This is a genomic window from Pseudoxanthomonas mexicana, from assembly GCF_046736355.1.
In the GTDB taxonomy this organism is placed as follows: domain Bacteria; phylum Pseudomonadota; class Gammaproteobacteria; order Xanthomonadales; family Xanthomonadaceae; genus Pseudoxanthomonas_A; species Pseudoxanthomonas_A mexicana_B.
Genome location: NZ_CP157201.1, coordinates 3558813 through 3581993 on the forward strand (window position 1 = coordinate 3558813; position 23181 = coordinate 3581993).

A 23181-nucleotide genomic window follows, 5' to 3' on the forward strand; every position below is an offset into this window, starting at 1 on the left:
GACTCCAGCGGGTTGAGCGGCGGGGTAGTGGATATCGGTGAATCGGCTATCCGGCTCGTACCCATCCCTGCCAGGCATGGATTGTCCCAGGATTACTGTTTCTCATCCTGATTTTCAGGACAGCCGGAGATCAGGACCGATGATGCTCCTGCACGGACTCATGCCTGCACGGCATGTTCAAGCGGCAATCTTGATTTTTCACCCGCAAGCTCGTGCATCTGCGCCACGACACCCTCGAATATTTCGGCGGTGGGTGCTTTCCGGTGGATCAGCACCCGCGATATGGATTCGTAGTAGCAAAGCGTTCCTTCACGTCCCGCCGTGAACCTATCGAACACCGTGGTTCCCACGGAGGGGTCCTTCAGGTCACGCACGATGCAGCGGGCGTTGTACAGCTTGTCGCATCCTCCAACCAGCAGCGATGCCTCCGGCTCCTGGTGCAGGTGTTGCAGATAATCCAGCTTGCGCTTCCACCAGTCCGCTTTCTTGGCCTCCGGCGTATCGGCCGCGATCTTTTGTTCCGCACTGCCATCCGTGCAGTCCATGACCATGTCGGCTACCGCATCACCAAACCTTTCGCGGATTATCGGTTCATGCTCAAGGCCGCGATCCTCCACGACGTCATGAAGCAATCCGGCAATGGCCTGGTCCTCGCTTCCTCCGAACTCCAGCACCAGGCTTGCCACACCCAGCAGATGGGCGAGGTAGGGGATGCGGGTGCCTTTCTGAATCTGCCCATCATGGGCCATGCGTGCATATTCGATGGCTTCCGTGAATCTTGGGGTAAGTCGCGTCATTGCATCTCCTTATCTGAAGTGTGTTGAAGCCGATGGCTGGCGATGAATCCTGCGCGAATCAACTCTGGTCCCAGGCTTCGCCGTCAAGCCACTCATCCACGGGACAACTGCGGAGCTTCTGCAGATCGAGTTTCAGGCTCCCATTGAAGCCGGCCGGGAGAAAGTAGTCCTCACCGTGGATCGGCGGGCTCGCATTGCCCGGCAGCCCATCGGCCAGGCTTTCCAGAAGCGTCCCCACTTGAATCCGGAATCGATACGGGTATCCGTTCCCCGCCCATCCTTCCACCAATCCGGTCTTTTCGAGATCCTGCAACCAGTCCAGACCAAAGACGCCCGTCATCCAGTTTGCCACGCACAACTCCCACGGGCGCTCCTTGTCGGCATCTCCGGCACGCCAGATCATGACTTCGTATGCGAGCATGATTCCTCCTTTGGGGCCATCATCCGCCCTTGGGTTCGCAGCAGTTGAGACTGCATCAATACGCGATAGCAGCCAGCAGAGTCGCGGCCGGATCCGGCTTTGGGAAAAACCCGGCATTTCCTCCTGTTTTCCTTCACCTACGTGGATCGCCGTCGGTTACGATGCGCGCCTCCCCGGATTCCGCCCGTCCCCACGTGTCCCACCACACCGGCCCGCTGCTGACCCGCATCACCGCCGAATCGCTGCTCGCCGCGCGGCAGGCCGGCGACGACGCCTGGACCGTTTCGCTGGACCTGGGCCGCAGCGAAGGCTCCGCCACGCTGGCCGCCGATCACTGGACATGGCGCGGTGCCGCCTATCCCTATCCCGGCAGGCTCAAGGATCGCACCCTCTACTGGTTCGACGGCGAGGACTGGATGCCGATCTCGCGCTACTCCGGATCGTTGATCAAGCTGGTGCCGACCGAGTGGGGTGCGCCGACCTTCGAAATCGACGGCATCAAGATGCTGCCGACCGCCGCCGCCTCGCCGATCGACGATGCGCGCCGCAAGGTGGCGCTGATCGAACCGCGCGGCAAGACCGTGCTCGACACCTGCGGCGGCCTGGGCTACTTCGCCGCCTGCTGCCTCGATGCCGGCGTGGCGCGCCTCCATTCGTTCGAGAAGAACGCCGACGTGCTGTGGCTGCGCACGCTCAATCCGTGGTCGCCCGACCCCGGCGCGCCGGAAACTGGCGGCCGCCTGCACCTGCTCCACGCCGACGTCTCCCGTGCCATTGTGCAGTTGCCGGATGCCTCGATGGACGCCGCCCTGCACGACCCACCGCGCTTCGGCATCGCCGGCGAACTGTATTCGCAGGCGTTCTACGACCAGCTCGCCCGCGTCCTGCGCCGGGGCGGCAAGCTGTTCCACTACACCGGCAGTCCCAACAAGCTCACCAGCGGCCGCGACGTTCCGCGCGAGGTGGCCAGGCGGCTGGAAAAGGCCGGGTTCAGGCCGCAGCTTGCGCTGGACGGCGTGCTGGCGAGCAGGCGTTGATTCGCACGGGGCGCGCTGCCAGGCGCGTCCTGCAACTCAGCCACTGCTGATCCGCGCCGCCACACATCACGTCCGACTCACCCCCACGGGCACATCCTTGGACTGCCCTTTCCACGGAGATTCCCATGCCCCTGTTCAAGATCGTGGCCGCCGGCGCACTGGGTTATCTGGCCTATCAGGCCTGGCAACGCAGCAAGCGCAACGCCGCGCAGACCGACGCGCCCAGCGCGCGCAGCCGCCTGGACGATGGCGGCACCACCCCGCCCCACGGCGACCCGCGCCGCAGCGAGGAAACGCTGGAAACCGAACCGGTACGCGCCGCCGCCCAGTCGAGCCCGGGCTTCGGCGGGACGTGATCGGCAAAGCGGCCATCCAGGCCGATGCCTGTCCCGGTCTGCCAACCCGGGGAAGACCATGAAGCGAAGCGTCTTGCCGCGCTCGCTGGATCCACGGCTACTGCCGGAGGCGGTGCCGCGCATGCGTCACTGGTTCCGCTACCCGCTGCACCGGGACGACTTCCACGCGCTGCGTTCCGATGACCGCAGGCTGTTGGGCTACTACTCGGCCAAACCGCTGTACGGCCGCCTGGACATGCACGGCCGCGTGGATCGCAGCCAGGGCTTCAACGGCCAGATCGCCGGCGTGTTCGTACCCGCGCCGGCGCGATCATGGAAGCATGCGGATCTGTTCTTCACCGAAATGGAGCCGGCAGCCGTCGCCCGTTTGGATGGCAAGCGCAATTGGCCGGCGATCAATGCTGCTGCAGAGCGGGAGTTGCATGCCAGGTTGGGCATTGATTCGCGAGCTCAATGACTCCATCGGACAGCATGCAAAACCGGGGTCAGAGTGCACTTTTCCTACAGCCACTGGCGGCAAGTCCCGATCTCCAAGGATGGCGTAACACGCAATGCTTGCATGCGGTTCCCCTGCCCGGACGGCACCGATGCCTCGTCAACCACGTCTAGACCTACCCGGTATTCCCCAACACGTTGTCCAGCGCGGCAATGACCGCCAACCCTGCTTCTTTACCGACATTGATCGGCAACGTTACCTGCAGGACCTGCGTGAGCTCGCCCTCAAGATCGGCTGTCAGATCCACGCCTATGTGCTGATGACGAACCATGTCCATCTGCTGATGACCGCCAGCCACGTTGGACGTGTCGCGCAATTGATGCAGTCACTCGGCCGGCGCTATGTGCGCTACGTCAACGATCGCTACCACCGCACAGGCACCCTGTGGGAAGGGCGTTACAAGTCCTGCTTGGTCGACGGCGGCGAGTACCTATTGCGCTGCTGCCGGTACATCGAACTCAATCCTGTCCGTGCCGGCATGGTCGCGGATCCTATGGATTATCGCTGGTCGAGCCATCGCGCCAATGCCCGCGGAGAACCTGATCTACTGGTCCATCCGCATGCCTGCTATCTAGCACTCGCCACGACCGAACAAGGCCGTTGCGCGGCCTTTCGCGAACTCGTCATGTCCGGAGTGGATGCCGGCGAAACAGAAGCCATCCGCCTTACCCTGCAACGCCAGCATGCACTCGGCAACGACCGGTTCCGCGCCGCTATCGAGCGTCAACTGGGCCGACGCGTCGGTCCCGCCAAGCTCGGAAGGCCGGCGAAAGTAAAGGAAAGTGCACTCTGACCCCTGTTTCCGTCAGATCCACGCCTATGTGCTGATGACGAACCATGTCCATCTGCTGATGACCGCCAGCCACGTTGGACGTGTCGCGCAATTGATGCAGTCACTCGGCCGGCGCTATGTGCGCTACGTCAACGATCGCTACCACCGCACAGGCACCCTGTGGGAAGGGCGTTACAAGTCCTGCTTGGTCGACGGCGGCGAGTACCTATTGCGCTGCTGCCGGTACATCGAACTCAATCCTGTCCGTGCCGGCATGGTCGCGGATCCTATGGATTATCGCTGGTCGAGCCATCGCGCCAATGCCCGCGGAGAACCTGATCTACTGGTCCATCCGCATGCCTGCTATCTAGCACTCGCCGCGACCGAACAAGGCCGTTGCGCGGCCTTTCGCGAACTCGTCATGTCCGGAGTGGATGCCGGCGAAACAGAAGCCATCCGCCTTACCCTGCAACGCCAGCATGCACTCGGCAACGACCGGTTCCGCACCGCTATCGAGCGTCAACTGGGCCGAAGCGTCGGTCCCGCCAAGCTCGGAAGGCCCGCGAAAGTAAAGGAAAGTGCACTCTGACCCCTGTTTCCTTTCGCGAACTCGTCATGTCCGGAGTGGATGCCGGCGAAACAGAAGCCATCCGCCTTACCCTGCAACGCCAGCATGCACTCGGCAACGACCGGTTCCGCACCGCTATCGAGCGTCAACTGGGCCGACGCGTCGGTCCCGCCAAGCTCGGAAGGCCGGCGAAAGTAAAGGAAAGTGCACTCTGACCCCTGTTTCCGACCCCTGTTTCCCTGTTTCCCATCAGGAGGAACCTCATGGAAGGGTTACTCATGGCGGGCAGGATCTTGTGCAAGGGCAGCTCAATAGCGCACCCTCTTTGGACCAGCGCGCGATGATCGCCTCATTTCCGCTACGCTGCGATATCCACATATTCGACGGAACTGCAGGGCTCCGGAATTGGCTGCCCATCCTCGCGCAGGCCGGCCAGATGCAGTTCGATGGCCTCGCGGATGTTTGCTTCCACTTCTTCGACGGTCGCCCCCGTCGTGACGCAGCCCGGCAGGTCGGGCACATAGGCTGCATAGTTTGACTCGGCTTTCTCGATGACAACGGCATAGCGCATGGCGATCACCTCCTGAGTCCGGCCTGCTTGAAGATGCTGTTCAGGGTGCCCGGCGGCACATCATCGCCCGGTTTGCCGGGGACTGTCACGCGGCCTGGCTTTACCGGATGCTTGAACTGGCGATGGCTGCCGCGCACGGCGACTTCGATCCAGCCGTCGTGCTTGAGCAGGTCGAGGATATCGCGGATTTTCGGTGGCATATCGCATCCTTGCGATACCGATACAAGTGAGGGAAGGCCCCCACCCCAACCCCTCCCCCCACATAGGGGGAGGGAAGAGATCCTCAAACCCCAACCGGATTCGCCTTCTCCGGATCGATCTTGTACTGCTTGATCGCCCGCGCCACGTCCTTCCCGGTCATCTTGCCCTCCTTCGCCAGCGCCGCGATGGCGGCGTGGGCGATGTAGTAGCGATCCACCTCGAAGAAGCGCCGCAGGTTGGCGCGGGTGTCGCTGCGGCCGAAGCCGTCGGTGCCCAGCACGGTGTAGGCCATCGGCACGAAGGCGCGGATCTGGTCGGCGAAGCCGCGCACGTAGTCGGTGGCGGCGATGGCCGGGCCCTGGCGGCCTTCCAGCAGTTCGGTGACGTAGGCCTTGCGCGGGGCCTTGGCCTCGGGGTTGAAGCGGTTCCAGCGTTCGGCGTCGAAGCCGTCGCGGCGCAGTTCGTTGAAGCTGGGGCAGGACCAGATGTCGGCGGAGACGCCGAAGTCCTTGTCCAGCAGTTCGGCCGCGGCGATGGCCTCGCGCAGGATGGTGCCGCTGCCCAGCAGTTGCACGCGCAGTTCGCCCTTCTTGGGCTTGCCGGCGTCCTTGAGCAGGTACATGCCCTTGATGATGCCTTCCTCCGCGCCGGCCGGCATTTCCGGGTGCGCGTAGTTCTCGTTCATCAGGGTGACGTAGTAGTACTCGTCGACCTGCTCGGCCATCATCCGCTGCATGCCGTGCTGGAGGATGACGGTGACCTCGTAGCCGAAGGTCGGGTCGTAGCTGCGGCAGTTGGGGATGGCGCCAGCCAGCAGGTGGCTGTGGCCGTCCTCGTGCTGCAAGCCTTCGCCGTTGAGCGTGGTGCGGCCGGCGGTGCCGCCGAGCAGGAAGCCGCGGGTGCGCATGTCGGCCGCCTGCCAGGCGATGTCGCCGACGCGCTGGAAGCCGAACATCGAGTAGTAGATGTAGAACGGCAGCATCGGCACGTCGCTGACCGAATAGCTGGTGCCGGCCGCCATCCACGAGGCGATCGCCCCCGGCTCGCTGATGCCCTGCTGGAGCACCTGGCCGGACTGGTCCTCGCGGTAGTACATCAGTTGGTCGGCGTCGACCGGCTTGTACTTCTGCCCGAACGGGGCGTAGATGCCGATCTGGCGGAACATGCCCTCCATGCCGAAGGTGCGCGCCTCGTCGGCGACGATCGGCACGATGCGCGGGCCCAGTTCCTTGTCGCGCAGGGCGATGTTGAGGCTCTGCACGAACGCCATCGTGGTCGAATAGGTGCGCTCGCCGCTGTCCTTGAGCAGGCGGTCGTACTTGTCCAGGCCCGGCACGGCCACCGACACGCTGGCCCTGGCGCGGCGCTGCGGCAGGTAGCCGCCGAGCGCGGCGCGGCGTTCCTTCAGGTACTGCACTTCCGGCGAGTCCTCGCCGGGATGGTAGAACGGGACCTGCTCGGCCGATTCCAACTGCGCGTCGCTGAGCGGGATGTTGAAGCGATCGCGGAACGTGCGGATGGCGTCGTCGTCGAGCTTCTTGGTCTGGTGGGTCGGGTTGAGCGATTCGCCGGCCGAGCCCATGCCGTAGCCCTTGACCGTCTTGGCCAGGATCACGGTAGGCATGCCCTTGGTGTTGACCGCCTCGTGGTAGGCCGCGTAGACCTTGTGCGGGTCGTGGCCGCCGCGGTTGAGGCGCCAGATGTCGTCGTCGGACAGGTTGGCGACCATCGCCGCCGTCTCCGGGTACTTGCCGAAGAAGTTGGCGCGCGTGTAGGCGCCGCCGAAGGCCTTGCAGTTCTGGTATTCGCCGTCGACGGTCTCCATCATCAGCTTGCGCAGCACGCCGTCGGTGTCGCGGGCCAGCAGCGGATCCCAGTAGCTGCCCCACAGCAGCTTGATCACGTTCCAGCCGCCGCCGCGGAACACGCCTTCCAGCTCCTGGATGATCTTGCCGTTGCCGCGCACCGGGCCGTCCAGGCGCTGCAGGTTGCAGTTGACCACGAAGATGAGGTTGTCCAGCCCTTCGCGGCCGGCCAGCGCGATCGCGCCCAGGGTCTCCGGCTCGTCGGATTCGCCGTCGCCGATGAAGCACCACACCTTGCGGTCGGACTTTTCGATGAGGCCGCGATGCTCCAGGTACTTCATGAACTGCGCCTGGTAGATCGCGCCCAGCGGGCCCAGGCCCATCGACACGGTCGGGGCCTGCCAGTAGTCGGGCATCAGCCACGGATGCGGGTAGGACGAGATGCCCTGGCCGTCGACTTCCATGCGGAAGTTGTCCAGCTGCTGCTCGCTGATGCGCCCTTCCAGGAACGAGCGCGCATAGATGCCCGGCGCGCTGTGGCCCTGGATGTAGAGCAGGTCGCCCGGGTGACTGTCGCTGGGCGCGCGCCAGAAATGGTTGAAGCCGACGTCGTACAGCGTGGCCGCCGAGGCGAAGCTGGCGATGTGGCCGCCGAGGTCGCCGGGCTTGCGGTTGGCGCGCACCACGGTGGCCATCGCGTTCCAGCGGATGATCGAGCGGATGCGCCACTCGATGGCGGCGTCGCCGGGCGACTTGGCCTCATGGGCCGGGGAGATGGTGTTGACGTACTCGGTGGTCGGCGAGAACGGCAGGTAGGCGCCGTTGCGGCGGGTCAGCTCGACCATGCCCTGCAGCAGCTGGTGGGCGCGCTGCGCGCCGTCGGCATTGATCACCCCTTGCAGCGATTCGATCCACTCGCGGGTCTCCGCCGGATCCGGATCGTCCTGCAACATCTCGTTCAACCAGTTCATCGCCGCTCCCGTTTGCCGCGCTGCGCGCGCGGATTCTTCGTTTCTGTGGAACTGCAAATTGTAGCGCACCGCCCCTGCCCGGGCCGTGGCTACGAAGGCGTATGGAGGCTGTTTCGGCGGGGATTGGGCGCTGTCCCGGGACAGTCCCGCCACACCAATGCAAGACCTCTGCGCGGCCGGGGATGCATGTCGCAGTGCGGCAAGCCTATTATCGGCGCAGGGAGCGATGGGGATCGGCATGTCCACGCAGGCGCGGGCGCGGATCGGAACGGTGCACTGGCGGCGCAGCCTGCGCACGCGCATCGCGCTGTGGGCCGGCGCGCTCAACCTGGGGCTGCTGCTGGTGCTGCTGGCGGCGGTGGTGTGGTTCGCCCGCCAGTCGATCGTCGAGGATGCGCGCCGCGACACCCGGGCCAACGCGCAGGAAGCGGCGGAGGGGCTGGAGGCGACGCTGGCCGGGGTCGCCGTCACCACCCGCGGGCTGGCCGATCTGATCGCCCACGGCAACCTCGACGACCCGACGCTGGCGCTGACCATGCGCGCGATGATCGACGCCACGCCGGGCGCAGTCGGCGGGCTGGCGATCCTGGAGCCGCGCGGCGAAGGACAGACCGCGTTCGCCCGCTACGTGTCGGCGCGCGGCAGCATCGACTTCATCGCCGCCGGCCATTCCTACCGCGATCGCGGCTGGTACCAGCGCACCGTCGCCGCGCCGGGCGGCTGGTGGTCCGAGCCGTACCGCAGCACCCTTGCCGGCGACGCCTGGGTGGCCACCTACAACATGCCGCTGCGCGACCGCGGCCGCGGCGCCGCCACCCGCGGCATGGTCAGCGTGGACGTGCCGCTGGACCGGCTGACCGGGCCGCTGGAAACGCTCGCCCACCTGCCCGGCTGGCGGGTGTCGCTGGTCGCGCCGGCCGGCACCGTGGCGCTGGATGCGGAAGCCGACGTCTCCCGGCAGGAATACCTGGAGGACTACGTCCGCCGCAGCGGCCGCCTGGACTTGATGCCGGCCGTCGAGGCGGTGCGGCGCGGCGAGCGCGTGCAGTTCGTGCATGCCGACGCCGGCAGCGGGCAGACGCACTACACCGTGGTCGAGCCGATCGGCCGCAGCGGCTGGACGCTGCTGGTGGCGCAGTCCCACGCGCTGATCATGCAGCGGCTGGCGCGCGCGGTGTGGATGCTGCTCGGCGCCGGCGCGCTGCTGGCGCTGGCCTGCATGGTCGTGGCGCGCGTGCTCGGCGGCCACATCAGCCGGCCGGTGATGCAGTTGTCGGAAGCGGCCGCGCAGCTGGCCCGCGGCGAGTACGACCGGGCGGTGCCGCAACAGGATCGCCAGGACGAGGTCGGCCTGCTGGCGCGCACGCTGGCCCAGGCCAGCGACGCCATCCGCCGGCACCTGCGCGAGATCGGCGATCTGGCCGCGGCGCGGCAGAAACTGGACAGCGAACTGGCGATCGGGCGCGAGATCCAGCAGGCGATGCTGCCGCCGGGCCGGGTGCTCGAATGCGACGGCCACGCGCTGGAGGCGTTCGCGCAACTGCAGCCGGCCAAGGCGGTCGGCGGCGACTTCTACAGCTTCATCGAGACCGACGGCCGGCTGTGGTTCGCCATCGGCGACATCTCCGACAAGGGCGTGCCAGCGGCGCTGTTCATGGCGCGCACGGTGACCGTGCTGGAGGTGATGGCGCACGCGGTGCCCTCGCCGGCGGCGGTGCTGATGGAAGCCTCGCGGCGGCTGATCGAGGGCAACGAGACCTGCATGTTCGCCACCGTGCTGTGCGGCAGCATCGACGTGCGCAGCGGCCGCTGCCTGCTGGCCAGCGCCGGCCACGAATCGCCGTGGCTGATCGAGGCCGACGGCAGCGTGCGCACGCTGCCGCTGGCGGCCGGGCCGCCGCTGGGCTTCGAGGCCAGCGACGCGTTCACGGTGTGGGAGGGCCGGCTGCGACCAGGGCAGACGCTGCTGGCCTATACCGACGGCGTCACCGAGGCATTCGACCCGCACGGCGAGGCCTTCGGCGAGGCGCGGCTGCGCGCGGCGCTGGACCCGGCCCGCGACGCCGGCGCGCAGTGCGCGCACGTGCTTGCGCAGGTGCGCGCGTTCGCCGATCCTGCCCCCCAGTCGGACGACGTCACCGTGCTGGCGATACGCCTGCGCCGCGCGTCCTCCCCGCTTGCTCACGAGGAAACGCCATGCTCATCAGGCTGATCGTGCCGGGCGAATACGCCCGCCTGGAGGACCTCAACGCGTCGCTGGAAACGGTGCTGCAGCGGCACGGCATCGAGCCGCAGGTGCGCGGCGACGTGCGGCTGATCGTCGAGGAACTGGCCAGCAACGCCATCGACCACGGCGGCGACGTGCCGCCGAGCGGGCACCACGAGCTGTCGGTCGACATCGCCATCGCCGGCGGGCTGCTGAAGCTGGAGTTCCGCGACACCGGCGCGCCGTTCGATCCGACCCGGGTGCCGGATCCGCGCCTCGACGCCGACATCGAGCAGCGCCCGCTCGGCGGGCTGGGCGTCTACCTGATCCGCAACCTGGCCCACGACATCGGCTACCGCCGCGACGGCGCCTACAACGTGCTCAGCGTCAGCCTGCGCACGCCCCACGCGGAGGTGGCCGAATGAGCCTGCAGATCCGGATCGAACCCGCCGCGCGCGGCACCCGCCGGGTGCTGCTCGAGGGCCGGCTGGACACGCACACCTACGAGGACCTGGACGAGGCGCTGGCGCCGCTGATCAATCCGCGCCTGCACCTGCTGGTGCTGGAGCTGTCCGGCCTGGAGTACATCAGCAGCGCCGGCATCCGCTCCATCCTCAAGGCGCGCAAGGCGCTGGTCGAGCACGGCGGCAAGGTGCTGGTGGTCAACCCGCGGCCGCACATCCAGCACGTGCTGGACATGGTCAAGGCGGTGCCGCTGAACGACATCTTCGCCTCCACCGCCGAGGCCGACGCCTACCTCGACGCCCTGCAGCGCCGCGTGCGCGAGGGCGATGCCGGCGGCGACGCGCCATGAGCCTGGACATCGCGATCTACCCGCCGGTCAACGGCAACCAGTACCTCGTCCTCGACGGCCGGCTGGACTCGCACACGCACGAGGCCTTCGACGCGCGGCTGGCGCCGCTGCTGGCCGAACGGCCGCCGGTGCTGGTGCTGGACCTGGCCGGCCTGCACTACATCAGCAGCGCCGGCATCCGCTCCATCCTCAAGGCACGCAAGGCGCTGGCCCCGCACCGGGGCCGGGTGGTGCTGGTGCACGCGCAGGAGCAGGTGCGCAGGGTCATCGAGCTGGTGCAGGCGGTGCCGCTGGAGCAGGTGTTCGCCAGCAGCGCCGAGGTCGATGCCTACATCGATGCGCTGCAGCGGGACGTGCTGGGGCGCTAGCGAACCGGCCAATCCGCTTCCGTCGCTTCATTCACGCGGAGGCGGAAGCGCCTTTCAACAGCCCGGTCTGGTCAACCCAGTGCCTTTTGCTGTCATGGCGCGAATCCGCCAGCACAGGTCTGGTCGGCCGATTGAAGCCGTGCCGATCCCATGCAGGTTCCCGTGGGAGCGACGTCAGTCGCGACGAAGCCTTACCGACAAGCCGTCGCGACGGGCGTCGCTCCCACAGGCGGGTCCATGCATCAGTTGCCGGTGCCGTGGCGCTCGGCCTCGATCTGCTGGCGGATCTGCGCATCGACCGCGGCGATCGCGGTCATGTTGATCACCCGGCGCGGGGTGGCGCTGGTGGTCAGGATGTGCACCGGCTTGGAAATGCCCATCAGGATCGGGCCGATGGCCACGCCGTCGGTGACCACGCGCACCATGTTGTAGGCGATGTTGGCCGCGTCCAGGTTGGGCAGCACGAACAGGTTGGCGCGCCCGCTCAGGGTGCTGCCGGGCATGATGCGGTGGCGCAGCGCCTCGTCCCAGGCGGTGTCGCCCTGCATCTCGCCGTCGACGTTGAGCTCGGGCTTGCGCTTGAGCAGCAGCTCGCGCACGCGGCGCATCTTCAGCGACCCCGGCGTCTCGTGGCTGCCGAAGTTGGAATGCGACAGCAGCGCGATGCGCGGCTCGATGCCGAACAGCTTGAGCCGGTAGGCCGCCTGCAGGGTGGCCTCGGCGATCTGCTCGGCAGTGGGATCGTCCTGCACGTGGGTGTCGACGAAGAACCACGCGCCCTGGTTGTTGATCACGCCGGTCATCGCCGAGGTCGACTGCACGCCCGGATCCAGCGGGATCACGCTGCGCACGTAGCCGAGCTTCTTGTGGAAGCGGCCGACCAGCCCGGTGATCATCGCGTCGGCCTCGCCGCGCGCGACCATCACCGCGGCGATCAGGGTCGGCCGCGAGCGCATCAGGTTCTTGGCCGCGGCCACGGTGACGCCGCGGCGCGAGGTCAGCGCGTGGTAGTACTGCCAGTATTCGTTGAAGCGCGGGTCGTCGTTGACGTTGGTCAGGTCGAAGTCGATGCCGGCGCGCAGGCGCAGGCCCAGCCGCTCGATGCGCGAGGCGATGACGTCGGGGCGGCCGATCAGGATCGGCCGCGCCAGCCCTTCGTCCACCACCGTCTGCACGCCGCGCAGCACGGTCTCCTCCTCGCCCTCGGCATAGACCACGCGCTTCCTGTCGGCGCGCGCGCGGTCGTAGACCGGCTTCATCATCAGGCTGGTGCGGTAGACGAACTGGCCGAGCTTCTCGCGGTAGCCGCGCATGTCCTCGATGGGGCGCAGCGCCACACCCGAGTCCATCGCCGCCTGCGCCACCGCGCCGGCCACTTCCACCAGCAGGCGCGGGTCGAACGGGCGCGGGATCAGGTAGTCGGCGCCGAAGCACGGCACCTCGTCGCCGTATGCGCTGCCCAGGTCGGAGGCCTCCTGCCGCGCCAGCTTGGCGATGGCGTGCACGCAGGCCAGCTTCATCGCCTCGTTGATGACGGTGGCGCCGACGTCGAGCGCGCCGCGGAAGATGTAGGGGAAGCACAGCGCGTTGTTGACCTGGTTCGGGTAGTCCGAGCGGCCGGTGGCGATGATGCAGTCCGGGCGCACCGCCTTGGCGTCGGCCGGCAGGATCTCCGGGTTGGGGTTGGCCAGCGCCAGGATGATCGGCCGCGGCGCCATCGTGGCGACCATCTCGGCCTTGAGGATGCCGCCGGCCGACAGGCCCAGGAACACGTCGGCGCCCTCGACGATCTCGGCCAGCGAGCGCTTGCCGGTGTCGGCGGCGTAGCGCGCCTTGTCCGGGTCGAGGTTGGGACGGCCGGTGTAGATCACGCCCTCGCGGTCGAAGGCGAGGATGTTCTCGCGGCGCACGCCCAGGGCCACCAGCATGTCCAGGCAGGCGATGCCGGCCGCGCCGGCGCCGGTGGTGGCCACGCGCACGTCCTCGATGCGCTTGCCGACCACTTCCAGCGCGTTGACCACCGCGGCGCCGACGATGATCGCGGTGCCGTGCTGGTCGTCGTGGAAGACCGGGATGTTCATCCGCTCGCGCAGCTTGCGCTCGACGATGAAGCACTCCGGCGCCTTGATGTCCTCCAGGTTGATGCCGCCGAAGGTCGGCTCCAGCGAGGCGATGATGTCGACCAGCTTGTCCGGGTCGTGCTCGTCGATCTCGATGTCGAACACGTCGATGCCGGCGAACTTCTGGAACAGCACGCCCTTGCCTTCCATCACCGGCTTGCCAGCCAGCGGGCCGATGTTGCCCAGGCCGAGCACGGCGGTGCCGTTGGTGACCACCGCGACCAGGTTGCCGCGCGCGGTCATCTCGCTGGCCGCGCGCGGGTCCTCGACGATGGCCTCGCAGGCGTAGGCCACGCCAGGCGAGTAGGCCAGCGCGAGGTCGCGCTGGGTCAGCATCGCCTTGGTCGGCGACACCTTGATCTTGCCGGGGCGGATGGCGCGGTGGTACTCGAGCGCGGCCTGCTTGAAGTCTTCTTGTTCGGACATGGAGGGCGATGCGAAGGGTTGGCCGTCGATTCTAGAGCGTGTTGCGCGCTTTGGCCCGCCGCGGGCCATCGCGTGGGCATGGCTGCGCCCACTTTTCCAGAAAATAATTTTCAAACCAGCTCCGCCCTGTGGTAAATATCCGCCCGGGCCGGCTGGAGCCTGCCCGCCGTGCAGGAGCCACGCTTGGTTAAAAATCCATTTCAGGACGAGGCGCCACTGCTGGCCGGCAAGGGGCTGGCCGGGACCGCGCCGCTGACGCCGGCGCAGCTGGCCGGGGCCTCGATCCTCGACGAGGAGGTGAGCCTGCCAGCGGCGGTGCTGCGCGAGTCGGCGCTGCGCCACAACCTGGCCTGGATGCGCGCGTTCGCCGAGCGCTACGGCATGGCGCTGGCCCCGCACGGCAAGACCACGATGAGCCCGGCGCTGTTCGCGCTGCAGTTGGAGGCCGGCGCCTGGGGCATCACCCTGGCGACCGCGCCGCAGGTCCACGACGCCTACCGCCACGGCGTGCGCCGGGTGCTGATGGCCAACCAGCTGGTCGGCAAGGCCAACATGGCGATCGTCGCCGCGCTGCTGGAAGACCCCGCGTTCGAGTTTTACTGCCTGGTCGACTCGGCCGCCAACGCCGATGCGCTGGGCGCGTTCTTCGCCGCGCGCGGGCAGGTCCTGCGCGTGCTGCTGGAAATCGGCGTCGACGGCGGCCGCGCCGGCGTGCGCGACGACGCCCAGGCGCAGGCCGTGCTGGCGGCGCTGGCGCGCTGGCCGCAATCGCTGGCGCTGTGCGGGGTTGAAGTCTACGAAGGCGTGCTGAAGGACGAGGCCGGCATCCGCGCGCTGCTGCGACGAACCGTGGCGCAATGGCGGAGCCTGCGCGAGGCCGGCGCGTTCGCGCGCACGCCGGCGCTGCTGTCCGGCGCCGGCTCGGCCTGGTTCGACCTGGTGGCCGAGGAGTTCAGCGCGCTGGCCGGCGATCCGGGTGCGCTCGTGCTGCTGCGCCCGGGCTGCTACCTCACCCACGACGTCGGCGCCTACCGCGAGGCGGCCGAGCGCATCCACGCGGCCAATCCGGTCGCGCGCGACATGGCCTCCTCGCTGCAACCCGCACTGCGCTTGTGGGCCTGCGTGCAGTCGCGCCCGGAACCGGGACGGGCCATCGTCGGGCTGGGCAAGCGCGACGCGGCGTTCGACGCCGGCCTGCCGCTGCCGGTGCTGCACCACCGCCCCGGCGGCGAAGCGCCGCGGCCGGCGCCGCCGCACTGGCGGCTGGCGGCGATGATGGACCAGCACGCCTTCCTGCAGGTGGAGGCCGGCGACGACGTCGCCGTCGGCGACCTGCTGTGCTTCGACATCTCGCATCCGTGCCTGACCTTCGACAAGTGGCGGCACCTGCTGATCGTCGACGACGACTGGCGGGTGACCGGCGCGGTCCACACCTGCTTCTAGAGCGCCCGGGAACCCACGCATGTCGCCAGGCACTTCGCTGCTGATCTACGCCGCCGCGGCGATCATCGCGCTGATCGTGCTGATCGCGCGCTACCGGCTCAATCCGTTCATCACCATCACCCTGGTGGCGCTGGGGCTGGCGCTGGTGGCCGGGCTGCCGCCGGGCGAGATCGTCGGCGCCTACGAGGCCGGCGTGGGCCGCACGCTGGGCCACATCGCGCTGATCGTCGCGCTGGGCACGATGCTGGGCAAGATGATGGCCGAGTCCGGCGGCGCCGAGCGCATCGCGCGCACGCTGATCGCGCGCTTCGGCACGAAGAACGTGCACTGGGCGATGATGCTGATCGCGTTCTGCATCGGCCTGCCGATCTTCTTCGAGGTCGGCTTCGTGCTGCTGATCCCGATCGTGCTCAACGTCGCCCGCCGCACCGGCGTGCCGCTGCTGCTGGTCGGCCTGCCGATGGTGGCCGGCCTGTCGGTGGTGCACGGGCTGGTGCCGCCGCACCCGGCGGCGATGCTGGCGGTGCACGAATACCGGGCCGACGTCGGCCGCACGCTGTTCTACGCGCTGGTGGTCGGCCTGCCGACCGCGGCGCTGGCCGGCCCGGTGTTCGCCAGGTTCGTCGCCCCGCGCGTGCGGCTGCCGGCGCACAACCCGATGGAAGACGCGCTGCTGGACGAGGGCCACGCGCGCGTGCCGGACGAGGCGCTGCCGGGCTTCGGCATCACCATCGCCACGCTCTTGTTGCCGGTGGGCCTGATGCTGCTGGGCGGCTGGGCCGACGAGATCGCCGCACGCGGCACGATGCTGAACGAGGCGCTGCGCTTCATCGGCCACTCGGTGGTGGCGCTGCTGCTGGCCACGCTGATGAGCTTCGTCACCCTGGGGCTGATGCGCGGCTTCAACCGCGAGCAGATCCTGAAGTTCTCGCAGGAATGCCTGGCGCCGACCGCGGCGATCACGCTGCTGGTCGGCGCCGGCGGCGGCCTCAACGGCATCCTGGTCAAGAGCGGCGTGGCCGCGGAGATCACCACGCTGTCGCAGCGCTTCGAGCTGTCGCCGCTGATGATGGGCTGGGCGGTGGCGGCGATGATGCGCATCGCCACCGGCTCGGCGACGGTGGCGATGAGCACCGCCGCCGGCATCGTCGCGCCGATCGCGCTGGCCGCCGGCTACCCGCACCCGGAACTGCTGGTGCTGGCCACCGGCGCCGGCGCGCTGATCCTGTCGCACGTCAACGACGGCGGTTTCTGGCTGGTGAAGGAATACTTCAACATGAGCGTGGCCCAGACCTTCAAGACCTGGACGGTGCTGGAAACCATCATCTCGCTGGTGGCGCTGGCGCTGACCGCCGCGCTGGCGGCCATCCTCTGACACGGAGCGAACCGATGTTCGACATCGTCTACCAACTGCGGCAGCGCCGCGACGAACTGAGCCCGGTCGAGCAGCGCATCGCCGACGCGATCCTGGCCGACGTGCCGGCCGCCGCCCAACTGGGCATCAGCGAGTTGGCCGAGCGCGCGCAGACCAGCGTGGCGGCGATCTCGCGCTTCGCCAAGGTGCTGGGCTGCGACAACGTGCGCGAACTGCGCGCACGCCTGGCCGAGGCCGGCGCGGTCGGCAAGCGCTTCCTCGACGAGCGCGACGCGCCGCCGGTGTCGGCGCTGTACGCGCAGATCTGCACCGATATCGAGGCCGCGCTGCGGCGCAACCTCGGCGGCCTGCAGGAGCCGGTGGTGCAGGGCGCGGCCGAAGCGCTGGCCGGCGCGCGGATGATCCATGTCTTCGGCCTGGGCGGCGCCTCGACGGTGTTCGGCATCGAGATGCAGAACCGGCTGATGCGCCTGGGCCGGCCGATCAGCGCGTGCAGCGACGCGCTGGCGATGCAGATGATCGCCGCCACGCTCGACTCGCGGGACGCGATCGTGGCGCTGTCGATCAGCGGCCTGACCGCCGAGCTGCTGGCCGCGATCGACATCGCCCGCGGCTACGGCGCGAAAGTGATCGCGATCACCCGCGCCGGCACGCCGCTGGCCGAGCGCGCCGACTGGCTGCTGCCGATCGTCATCGACGAGACCGACTTCGTGTTCAAGCCCACCGCCTCGCGCTACGCGGTGATGCTGGCCATCGACATCCTCGCCACCACGCTGGCGCTGCACCAGGCCGGCGACAACCGCGAGCGCCTGCGCCGCATCAAGCTGGCGCTGGACACCCACCGCGGCGGCGACAACCGCCTGCCGCTGGGGGACTGAGTGGCCTTCGACCTGCTGATCCGCGGCGCGCGGGTATTCGACGGCGGCGACGCGCCGCCGCGCGACGGCGACGTGGCGGTGCTGGGCGGCCGCATCGCCGCCATCGGCGCGCTGGATCCGCGCGCGGCGGCGGTGGTGATCGAGGCCGGCGGCCGCGCGCTGGCGCCCGGCTTCATCGACGTACATACCCACGACGACCTGGAAGTCATCCGCAACCCGGCCATGCCCAGCAAGCTGTCGCAGGGGGTGACCACGGTGGTGGTCGGCAACTGCGGCATCAGCGCCAGCCCGGTGGCGCCGGGGCGCGCGGTGCCGGATCCGATGAACCTGCTCGGCGAGGACGGCGAGTTCGCCTATCCGCGCTTCGCCGACTACCGCGCCGCGGTCGAGGCGGCGCGGCCGGCGGTCAACGTCGCCGCGCTGGTCGGCCACACCGCGCTGCGCCACAACCAGATGGACCGGCTGGACCGGCCGGCGCGCGCGGACGAGATCGCCGCGATGCGCGCGCAGCTGCGCGACGCGCTGGCCGAGGGCGCGCTGGGCCTGAGCACCGGGCTGGCCTACGCCTCGGCGTTCGCCGCGCCGGACAGCGAGGTGCTGGCGCTGTCGCGCGAACTGCCGCGCGGGCGGCTGTACGCCACCCACCTGCGCGACGAGTTCGCCGGCATCGTGCCGGCGCTGGAGGAGGCGTTCGCGGTCGGCCGCCACAGCGGCGCGCCGGTGCGGGTGTCGCACCTGAAGTGCGCCGGCAACGACAACTGGGGCCGCAGCGCCGAGGTGCTGGCGACGCTGGAGGCGGCCGCGCGCAATCACGACGTGGCCTGCGACTGCTATCCGTACGCGGCCAGTTCCTCGACGCTGGACCCCAGGCAGGTCACCGACCGCCACGACATCCTGATCACCTGGTCGGATCCGCATCCGGACCAGGGCGGCCGGCTGCTGGCCGACATCGCCGCCGGCTGGGGCCTGGACCTGCACGAGGCCGCGCGCCGGCTGATGCCGGCCGGCGCGGTCTACCACGGCATGGACGAGGCCGACGTGCGCCGCATCCTGGCCCATCCGCTGACGATGATCGGCTCGGACGGGCTGCCGCGCGACCCGCGCCCGCACCCGCGCCTGTGGGGCACGTTCCCGCGCGTGCTCGGCCACTACGCGCGCGACCAGAAGCTGTTCCCGCTGCACACCGCCGTGCACAAGATGACCGGGCTGCCGGCGGCGCGGTTCGCGCTGGGCGCGCGCGGCTGCATCCGCCCGGGCGGGTGCGCCGATCTGGTGCTGTTCGATCCGGCGCGCGTGCGCGACACCGCCAGCTTCCAGGATCCGGTGCGAGCGGCCGAGGGCATCGACGCGGTGTGGGTCAACGGGCAACTGGCCTACGACGGCAACACCGTGCTCGCGCGCGCCGGCCGCTTCATCGCGCCCGAAGCGGCGCTGGCCGAGCCTGCCTTTCCTTCTCCCCCCGGGAGAAGGTGCCCAAAGTGCGGATGAGGGTGCCCGCACCCTCTCCCCCAACCCCTCTCCCACTGGGAGAGGGGCCTTGAAACCTCCATGCGTAGCAGGAAAACCCATGAGCGACATCAAGCGATACGGCGCCGAGGGCGGCGTCGGCCAGGGCCGGCAGCACATGCCGTTCTCGCGCGCGGTCGAGGCCGATGGCTGGCTGCACGTGTCCGGGCAGGTGCCGATGCGCGACGGCGAGCTGGTCGGCGGCACCGTGACCGAGCAGGCGCACGTGGCCATCGGCAACCTGCTGGCGATCCTGGCCGAGGCCGGCGACGGCCCCGAGCACGTGGTGCGCTGCGGCGTGTGGCTGGACGACGCGCGCGACTTCGCCGCGTTCAACGCGGTGTTCAGGCACTACTTCGGCGAGCATCCGCCGGCGCGCGCCTGCGTGGAGAACCGGATGGTGGTGGACTGCAAGGTCGAGGTGGACTGCATCGCCTACAAGCGCCCGCCGCGCTGACCGACCCACGGCCGGAGGTGACCCTGCGCGTCCATGCATGACCGCCGGCGTCGCCACGCCGGCGCGGCGGCCCCGGGCAAGAGGCCCGCAGCCCCGTCGCCACGATCCTGTGCGTCACGGCACGTGGTTTGCTTGCAGTCCATCACGTCCGGATCTTCAATCCGTGCAAGAGTGGCCGCCATCGCTTCCGTGAACCCCCGTCCCCTGCCTGTTCCCGCTCGCCCTCCGCCGCCCCGGCGCAAGCGCGGCATGCCGTGGACAGGCCGGTTGCTGCTGGCCTGCCTGCTCACCGCCGGTGGCGCGGCCGCGGCGTCGGCACCGGCACCGGCACCGGCACCGGCACCGATGCTGAGCCTGGAGCACTACGATCTCGACAGCGGACTGTCGCAGCTGAGCATCAACGCGATGAGCGGCGACGACCGCGGCTTCCTCTGGGTCGCCACCCAGGAAGGGCTCAACCGCTTCGACGGCCATCGCTTCAACGCCTACCGGCGCTCGCCGGATCCGCAGCACCGCGCGCCGGGCGACCTGCTCAGCAGCAGCATCGAGAGCCTGGCCTTCGATCCGGAGCGCGGCCTGATGTGGCTGGGCAGCAACGACGCCGGCGCCGAGGTGCTGCACCTGCCGAGCTGGAAGCGCTGGCGGCTGACCCCGGACCAGGGCCTGTCGCACACCCGCGTGACGCGCGTGCTCGTCGATCCGGCCGGCGGCGCCTGGCTCGGCACCCAGGCCGGCGTCGATCACGTCGACGCCACGATGGGCCGGGCGCGCAACCTTGGTCGCACCGCGCCGATTGTCGGCCTGGCCTGGTCGGCGGCGCGAAGGCAGCCGGTGGCGCTGGACGCCCGCTGCCGGCTGTGGGCCGTCGGCGGCGAGCGGCTGGATCCGATTCCCGGCGATCACGGCCAGGACTGCATCGCCCTGCAGGCCGGCGACGAAGGGCTGTGGCTGGCGACCCGGCGCGACGGGCTGCGCCTGCTCGACGATCAGGGCCGGTCGCGGCGCGCCATCGCCGCCGCCGCGCTGGCGCCGGCCGAGGCGGAACTGACCGCGCTGGCGCGGACGCGCGACGAGCGCATCCTGGCCGGATTCAGCGACGGCACGGTGGCCGAGGTGGCGGCCGTCGGCACCGCGCCACCGCGGCGCCTGCGCTTCGATCGCCCGCCGGACAGCGCCATCACCCAGCTGTACCAGGGCCGCTCCGGCTCGCTGTGGATCGGCACCTACACCTCAGGCCTGTACCGGGTGCGGCCGCTGTCCACGGCGATCCGCCACGACCTGGATACGGTCGGCGCCGCGCCGACCTGGCCCAGCCGCAGCCTGCGCGCGATCTGGCGGCAAGGCCCGCGCCTGCTGATCGGCACCGACAACGGCCTGATGGCGCGCGACGGCGCGGAGGCGCCCTGGCGGGCGGTCGCGCCCTTCAATGGCCGCTCGGTGCGCGCGGTGGCCGCGGCGAACGAGGGCGGCTGGTGGATCGGCACCCAGAGCGGACTATGGCGGCTGCATGCGGACGGGCGCACGCAGGCGATCGAGGGACTGCCGGACCCGCGCATCGACCACCTGCTGGTCGAGGACGACGGCGTCTGGGTCGGCACCCGCGGCGGGCCGGCGCGGCTGCGCCACGGCCGCCCCGTCGACGAGCCGGCGCTGCGGCCGCTGCGCGGGCAATGGGTGACCTCGCTGCTGCGCACGGCCGACGGCACGCTGTGGCTGGCGACCAACGCCTCGGGCCTGTGGCGACTGCCGCCGGGCGGCGTGGCCGAGCCATACGAGCCGGCCGGCACCGGCCTCCACAAGTCGATCTGGCCGCTGCACGCGGACGGCGCGACGCTGTGGGCGGGCAGCTTCTCCGGCGGCCTGTTCCGGATCGATCTGGAACAGGGCCGCTCGACCGCGATCACCGATCGCGACGGCCTGTCCAACAACGTGGTCTACGCCATCCTGCCCGACCACGCCGGCCGGCTGTGGATGAGCACCAACAACGGCCTGAGCGTGCTCGACCCGGCCAGCGGCATCGTCCAGAACGTCGGCCGCCGCGACGGCCTGCGCAACCAGGAATACAACAGCAGCTCCAGCTACCGCGACCAGGGCGGCCTGCTCTACTTCGGCGGCACCCAGGGCCTGGACATGATCGACCCGCGCGGGCTGGAAGCGCACAGCGCGCCGGCGCAACCGGTGCTGACCGCGCTGCGCGTGCTCAGCCGCATCCGCGACAACGGCCCCGACGCCGATGCCGATGCCGATGCCGAAACCGACCTGGTCTACGCCGAGCACATCGTCCTGGAACCGCGCGACACCGTGTTCTCGATCGCGATGACCGCGATCGACTTCACCGCGCCGGCGGCGGCGCGGCTGCGCTACCGCGTCCACGGCCTGCACGAGGGCTGGGTGTACCCGCATGCCGCGCGCACCGAGTTCTCGGTCAGCAACCTCGACCCCGGGCGCTACCGGCTGGAGGTGCAGGCCGCCGGCCGCGACGGCCGCTACGGCGAGTCGCGCGTGCTGGCCATCACCATGCGGCCGCCGGCCTGGCGGCACCCGCTGGCCTATGCCGGCTACGCGCTGCTGCTGCTGGCGCTGGGTGCGTGGCTGGCGCTGCGGGTGCGCTGGGCCGTGCATCGCGAGCGCGCGCAGGTCGAACTGCTCAACCGCACCGTCGCCGAGCGCACCGCGCAGCTGGAGCAGGCCAATCGCCAGCTGATGCAGAGCATCGCGCAACTGGACGTCGCCACCCGCCTGGATCCGCTGACCCGGGTGTCCAACCGCCGCGACCTGCAGGACTGGCTGCAGCGCGCGTCCGGCGCGCTGCGCGGGCAGGCCGCCGCCGCGCCCGGGCGGCACCTGGTGTTCTTCATGATCGACATCGACAACTTCAAGCGTGTCAACGATCAGTACGGCCACCACGCCGGCGACCAGGTGCTGGTGCAGTTCGCCGACCGCCTGCGGCTGCTGGCGCGCGAAAGCGACCTGGTGGTGCGCTGGGGCGGCGAGGAGTTCCTGCTGGTGGCCTGGCTGAGCCGCGACGAGGACGCCGCCGCGCTGGCCGAGCGCATCCGCGACGCCATCGCCGCCACGCCGCTGGAACTGGAACAGGGCCACGCGCTGCCGCTGACCTGCTCGGTCGGTTTCGCGCCCTGGCCGTTCTCGACGCAGTGGCCGGCGCTGGGCGACTGGGAGCAGAGCGTGGAACTGGCCGACCGCTGCATGTACGCGGCCAAGGCCGCCGGCAAGAACGCCTGGATCGGGCTGGTGCCCGACAGCGGCCTGGACCGCGACAGCCTGATGGCGCTGCTGGCCGGCGCGATGCCAGCCGCGCTGCCGGCGCCGGCGGTGCGGGTGCTGCATTCCACCGTGGAAACGCCGGCGTTCGTGCGCTGAAGAACCTTGAACTCCCGGAGCCGAGCAAGCTCGGCTCTACAACCCCACAGGCCTGTAGAGCGGAGCTTGCTCCGCTCGCCCGTCCGCCTTGACCATCAACGCAGCCGAGCAAGCTCGGCTCTACACCCCGCATGCCTGTAGAGCGGAGCTTGCTCCGCTCGCCCGCCCGTCTTGACCATCACCGCAGCCGAGCAAGCTCGGCTCTACACCCT

At 69.5% G+C, this 23181-nt stretch carries 21 protein-coding genes; 15 read left to right on the forward strand and 6 right to left on the reverse strand.

Annotated elements, in window-relative coordinates; all coding sequences use genetic code 11:
* Window positions 1-158: 158 nt before the first annotated feature.
* Window positions 159-797, reverse strand: coding sequence for an HD domain-containing protein (locus AAG688_RS16340; protein WP_411833245.1), 639 nt, complete (start codon window positions 795-797; stop codon window positions 159-161).
* Between the two features lie 58 nt (window positions 798-855).
* Complete coding sequence (locus AAG688_RS16345) at window positions 856-1218, reverse strand: hypothetical protein (RefSeq protein WP_411833246.1); 363 nt, start codon at window positions 1216-1218, stop codon at window positions 856-858.
* 194 nt (window positions 1219-1412) lie between these two features.
* On the opposite strand from AAG688_RS16345, the gene AAG688_RS16350 reads away from it, so the two are divergent.
* The 5 genes from AAG688_RS16350 (at window position 1413) to AAG688_RS16370 (ending at window position 4468) form a co-directional block, all read left to right on the forward strand.
* Window positions 1413-2255 carry a class I SAM-dependent methyltransferase gene (locus AAG688_RS16350; protein ID WP_411833247.1) on the forward strand — a complete coding sequence of 281 codons (843 nt, stop codon included), beginning with the start codon at window positions 1413-1415 and terminating at the stop codon, window positions 2253-2255.
* A 125-nt stretch (window positions 2256-2380) separates the two neighbouring features.
* Window positions 2381-2611 (forward strand): hypothetical protein, encoded by a 231-nt coding sequence (locus tag AAG688_RS16355; RefSeq protein WP_411833248.1) that lies wholly within the window; start codon window positions 2381-2383, stop codon window positions 2609-2611.
* Window positions 2612-2732: 121 nt separating this feature from the next.
* Entirely contained in the window at window positions 2733-3068 is a 336-nt protein-coding gene (locus AAG688_RS16360; protein ID WP_411833249.1) for a hypothetical protein, read from the forward strand.
* 130 nt (window positions 3069-3198) lie between these two features.
* Window positions 3199-3900, forward strand: a complete 702-nt coding sequence (locus AAG688_RS16365; RefSeq protein ID WP_411833250.1) for a transposase — start codon at window positions 3199-3201, stop codon at window positions 3898-3900.
* A 34-nt stretch (window positions 3901-3934) separates the two neighbouring features.
* A complete protein-coding gene (locus AAG688_RS16370; RefSeq protein ID WP_411833251.1) occupies window positions 3935-4468 on the forward strand; it encodes a transposase in 534 nt (177 codons plus the stop codon).
* 337 nt (window positions 4469-4805) lie between these two features.
* Here the strand turns inward: AAG688_RS16370 and AAG688_RS16375 are convergent, their stop codons facing one another.
* The 3 genes from AAG688_RS16375 to aceE form a co-directional block, all read right to left on the reverse strand.
* Window positions 4806-5018, reverse strand: coding sequence for a type II toxin-antitoxin system HicB family antitoxin (locus AAG688_RS16375; protein WP_411833252.1), 213 nt, complete (start codon window positions 5016-5018; stop codon window positions 4806-4808).
* 5 nt (window positions 5019-5023) lie between these two features.
* Window positions 5024-5218 (reverse strand): type II toxin-antitoxin system HicA family toxin, encoded by a 195-nt coding sequence (locus AAG688_RS16380; RefSeq protein WP_411833253.1) that lies wholly within the window; start codon window positions 5216-5218, stop codon window positions 5024-5026.
* 83 nt (window positions 5219-5301) lie between these two features.
* Entirely contained in the window at window positions 5302-7995 is a 2694-nt protein-coding gene (gene aceE, locus AAG688_RS16385) for a pyruvate dehydrogenase (acetyl-transferring), homodimeric type (RefSeq protein ID WP_411833254.1), read from the reverse strand.
* Between the two features lie 238 nt (window positions 7996-8233).
* Here aceE and AAG688_RS16390 point away from each other — a divergent pair, with 238 nt between their 5' ends.
* From AAG688_RS16390 to AAG688_RS16405, 4 genes are read left to right on the forward strand one after another with little or no spacing between them, the layout of a single operon-like run.
* Complete coding sequence (locus AAG688_RS16390; RefSeq protein ID WP_411833255.1) at window positions 8234-10207, forward strand: SpoIIE family protein phosphatase; 1974 nt, start codon at window positions 8234-8236, stop codon at window positions 10205-10207.
* Entirely contained in the window at window positions 10192-10626 is a 435-nt protein-coding gene (locus AAG688_RS16395; RefSeq protein ID WP_411833256.1) for an ATP-binding protein, read from the forward strand. Before AAG688_RS16390 ends, AAG688_RS16395 begins: the two co-directional genes overlap by 16 nt.
* Window positions 10623-11015 (forward strand): STAS domain-containing protein, encoded by a 393-nt coding sequence (locus tag AAG688_RS16400; RefSeq protein WP_411833257.1) that lies wholly within the window; start codon window positions 10623-10625, stop codon window positions 11013-11015. Before AAG688_RS16395 ends, AAG688_RS16400 begins: the two co-directional genes overlap by 4 nt.
* Window positions 11012-11383: an STAS domain-containing protein gene (locus AAG688_RS16405; protein WP_411833258.1), complete on the forward strand. Its 372-nt coding sequence runs from the start codon at window positions 11012-11014 to the stop codon at window positions 11381-11383. Before AAG688_RS16400 ends, AAG688_RS16405 begins: the two co-directional genes overlap by 4 nt.
* A gap of 242 nt (window positions 11384-11625) precedes the next feature.
* Here AAG688_RS16405 and AAG688_RS16410 read toward each other — a convergent pair whose 3' ends face one another.
* Entirely contained in the window at window positions 11626-13929 is a 2304-nt protein-coding gene (locus tag AAG688_RS16410) for an NADP-dependent malic enzyme (RefSeq protein WP_411833259.1), read from the reverse strand.
* A gap of 183 nt (window positions 13930-14112) precedes the next feature.
* Between AAG688_RS16410 and AAG688_RS16415 the strand changes: the two genes are divergently transcribed.
* The 6 genes from AAG688_RS16415 (at window position 14113) to AAG688_RS16440 (ending at window position 22969) form a co-directional block, all read left to right on the forward strand.
* Window positions 14113-15372 (forward strand): amino acid deaminase, encoded by a 1260-nt coding sequence (locus AAG688_RS16415; RefSeq protein WP_411833260.1) that lies wholly within the window; start codon window positions 14113-14115, stop codon window positions 15370-15372.
* 19 nt (window positions 15373-15391) lie between these two features.
* Window positions 15392-16747 carry a gluconate:H+ symporter gene (locus tag AAG688_RS16420; protein ID WP_411833261.1) on the forward strand — a complete coding sequence of 452 codons (1356 nt, stop codon included), beginning with the start codon at window positions 15392-15394 and terminating at the stop codon, window positions 16745-16747.
* 14 nt (window positions 16748-16761) lie between these two features.
* The gene (locus AAG688_RS16425) at window positions 16762-17625 is read left to right on the forward strand and encodes a MurR/RpiR family transcriptional regulator (protein ID WP_411833262.1); all 864 of its coding nucleotides are present in this window, start codon (window positions 16762-16764) and stop codon (window positions 17623-17625) included.
* Entirely contained in the window at window positions 17626-19113 is a 1488-nt protein-coding gene (locus AAG688_RS16430) for an N-acyl-D-amino-acid deacylase family protein (RefSeq protein WP_411833263.1), read from the forward strand.
* Window positions 19114-19192: 79 nt separating this feature from the next.
* On the forward strand, window positions 19193-19588 hold the full coding sequence (locus AAG688_RS16435) for a RidA family protein (RefSeq protein WP_411833264.1): 396 nt from the start codon (window positions 19193-19195) through the stop codon (window positions 19586-19588).
* A 249-nt stretch (window positions 19589-19837) separates the two neighbouring features.
* Complete coding sequence (locus tag AAG688_RS16440) at window positions 19838-22969, forward strand: diguanylate cyclase (RefSeq protein WP_411833265.1); 3132 nt, start codon at window positions 19838-19840, stop codon at window positions 22967-22969.
* Window positions 22970-23181 lie beyond the last annotated feature (212 nt).

Bases quoted from the DNA above. Each gene is read 5' to 3' on its own strand.
- AAG688_RS16425 (WP_411833262.1), top strand. From the start codon at position 16,762: ATGTTCGACATCGTCTACCAACTGCGGCAGCGCCGCGACGAACTGAGC.
- AAG688_RS16400 (WP_411833257.1), top strand. From the start codon at position 10,623: ATGAGCCTGCAGATCCGGATCGAACCCGCCGCGCGCGGCACCCGCCGG.
- AAG688_RS16440 (WP_411833265.1), top strand. From the start codon at position 19,838: ATGCCGTGGACAGGCCGGTTGCTGCTGGCCTGCCTGCTCACCGCCGGT.
- AAG688_RS16410 (WP_411833259.1), bottom strand. From the start codon at position 13,929: ATGTCCGAACAAGAAGACTTCAAGCAGGCCGCGCTCGAGTACCACCGC.
- AAG688_RS16405 (WP_411833258.1), top strand. From the start codon at position 11,012: ATGAGCCTGGACATCGCGATCTACCCGCCGGTCAACGGCAACCAGTAC.
- AAG688_RS16365 (WP_411833250.1), top strand. From the start codon at position 3,199: ATGCCTCGTCAACCACGTCTAGACCTACCCGGTATTCCCCAACACGTT.
- aceE (WP_411833254.1), bottom strand. From the start codon at position 7,995: ATGAACTGGTTGAACGAGATGTTGCAGGACGATCCGGATCCGGCGGAG.
- AAG688_RS16435 (WP_411833264.1), top strand. From the start codon at position 19,193: ATGAGCGACATCAAGCGATACGGCGCCGAGGGCGGCGTCGGCCAGGGC.
- AAG688_RS16360 (WP_411833249.1), top strand. From the start codon at position 2,733: ATGCGTCACTGGTTCCGCTACCCGCTGCACCGGGACGACTTCCACGCG.
- AAG688_RS16345 (WP_411833246.1), bottom strand. From the start codon at position 1,218: ATGCTCGCATACGAAGTCATGATCTGGCGTGCCGGAGATGCCGACAAG.
- AAG688_RS16420 (WP_411833261.1), top strand. From the start codon at position 15,392: ATGTCGCCAGGCACTTCGCTGCTGATCTACGCCGCCGCGGCGATCATC.
- AAG688_RS16355 (WP_411833248.1), top strand. From the start codon at position 2,381: ATGCCCCTGTTCAAGATCGTGGCCGCCGGCGCACTGGGTTATCTGGCC.
- AAG688_RS16390 (WP_411833255.1), top strand. From the start codon at position 8,234: ATGTCCACGCAGGCGCGGGCGCGGATCGGAACGGTGCACTGGCGGCGC.
- AAG688_RS16380 (WP_411833253.1), bottom strand. From the start codon at position 5,218: ATGCCACCGAAAATCCGCGATATCCTCGACCTGCTCAAGCACGACGGC.
- AAG688_RS16375 (WP_411833252.1), bottom strand. From the start codon at position 5,018: ATGCGCTATGCCGTTGTCATCGAGAAAGCCGAGTCAAACTATGCAGCC.
- AAG688_RS16395 (WP_411833256.1), top strand. From the start codon at position 10,192: ATGCTCATCAGGCTGATCGTGCCGGGCGAATACGCCCGCCTGGAGGAC.
- AAG688_RS16370 (WP_411833251.1), top strand. From the start codon at position 3,935: ATGACGAACCATGTCCATCTGCTGATGACCGCCAGCCACGTTGGACGT.
- AAG688_RS16340 (WP_411833245.1), bottom strand. From the start codon at position 797: ATGACGCGACTTACCCCAAGATTCACGGAAGCCATCGAATATGCACGC.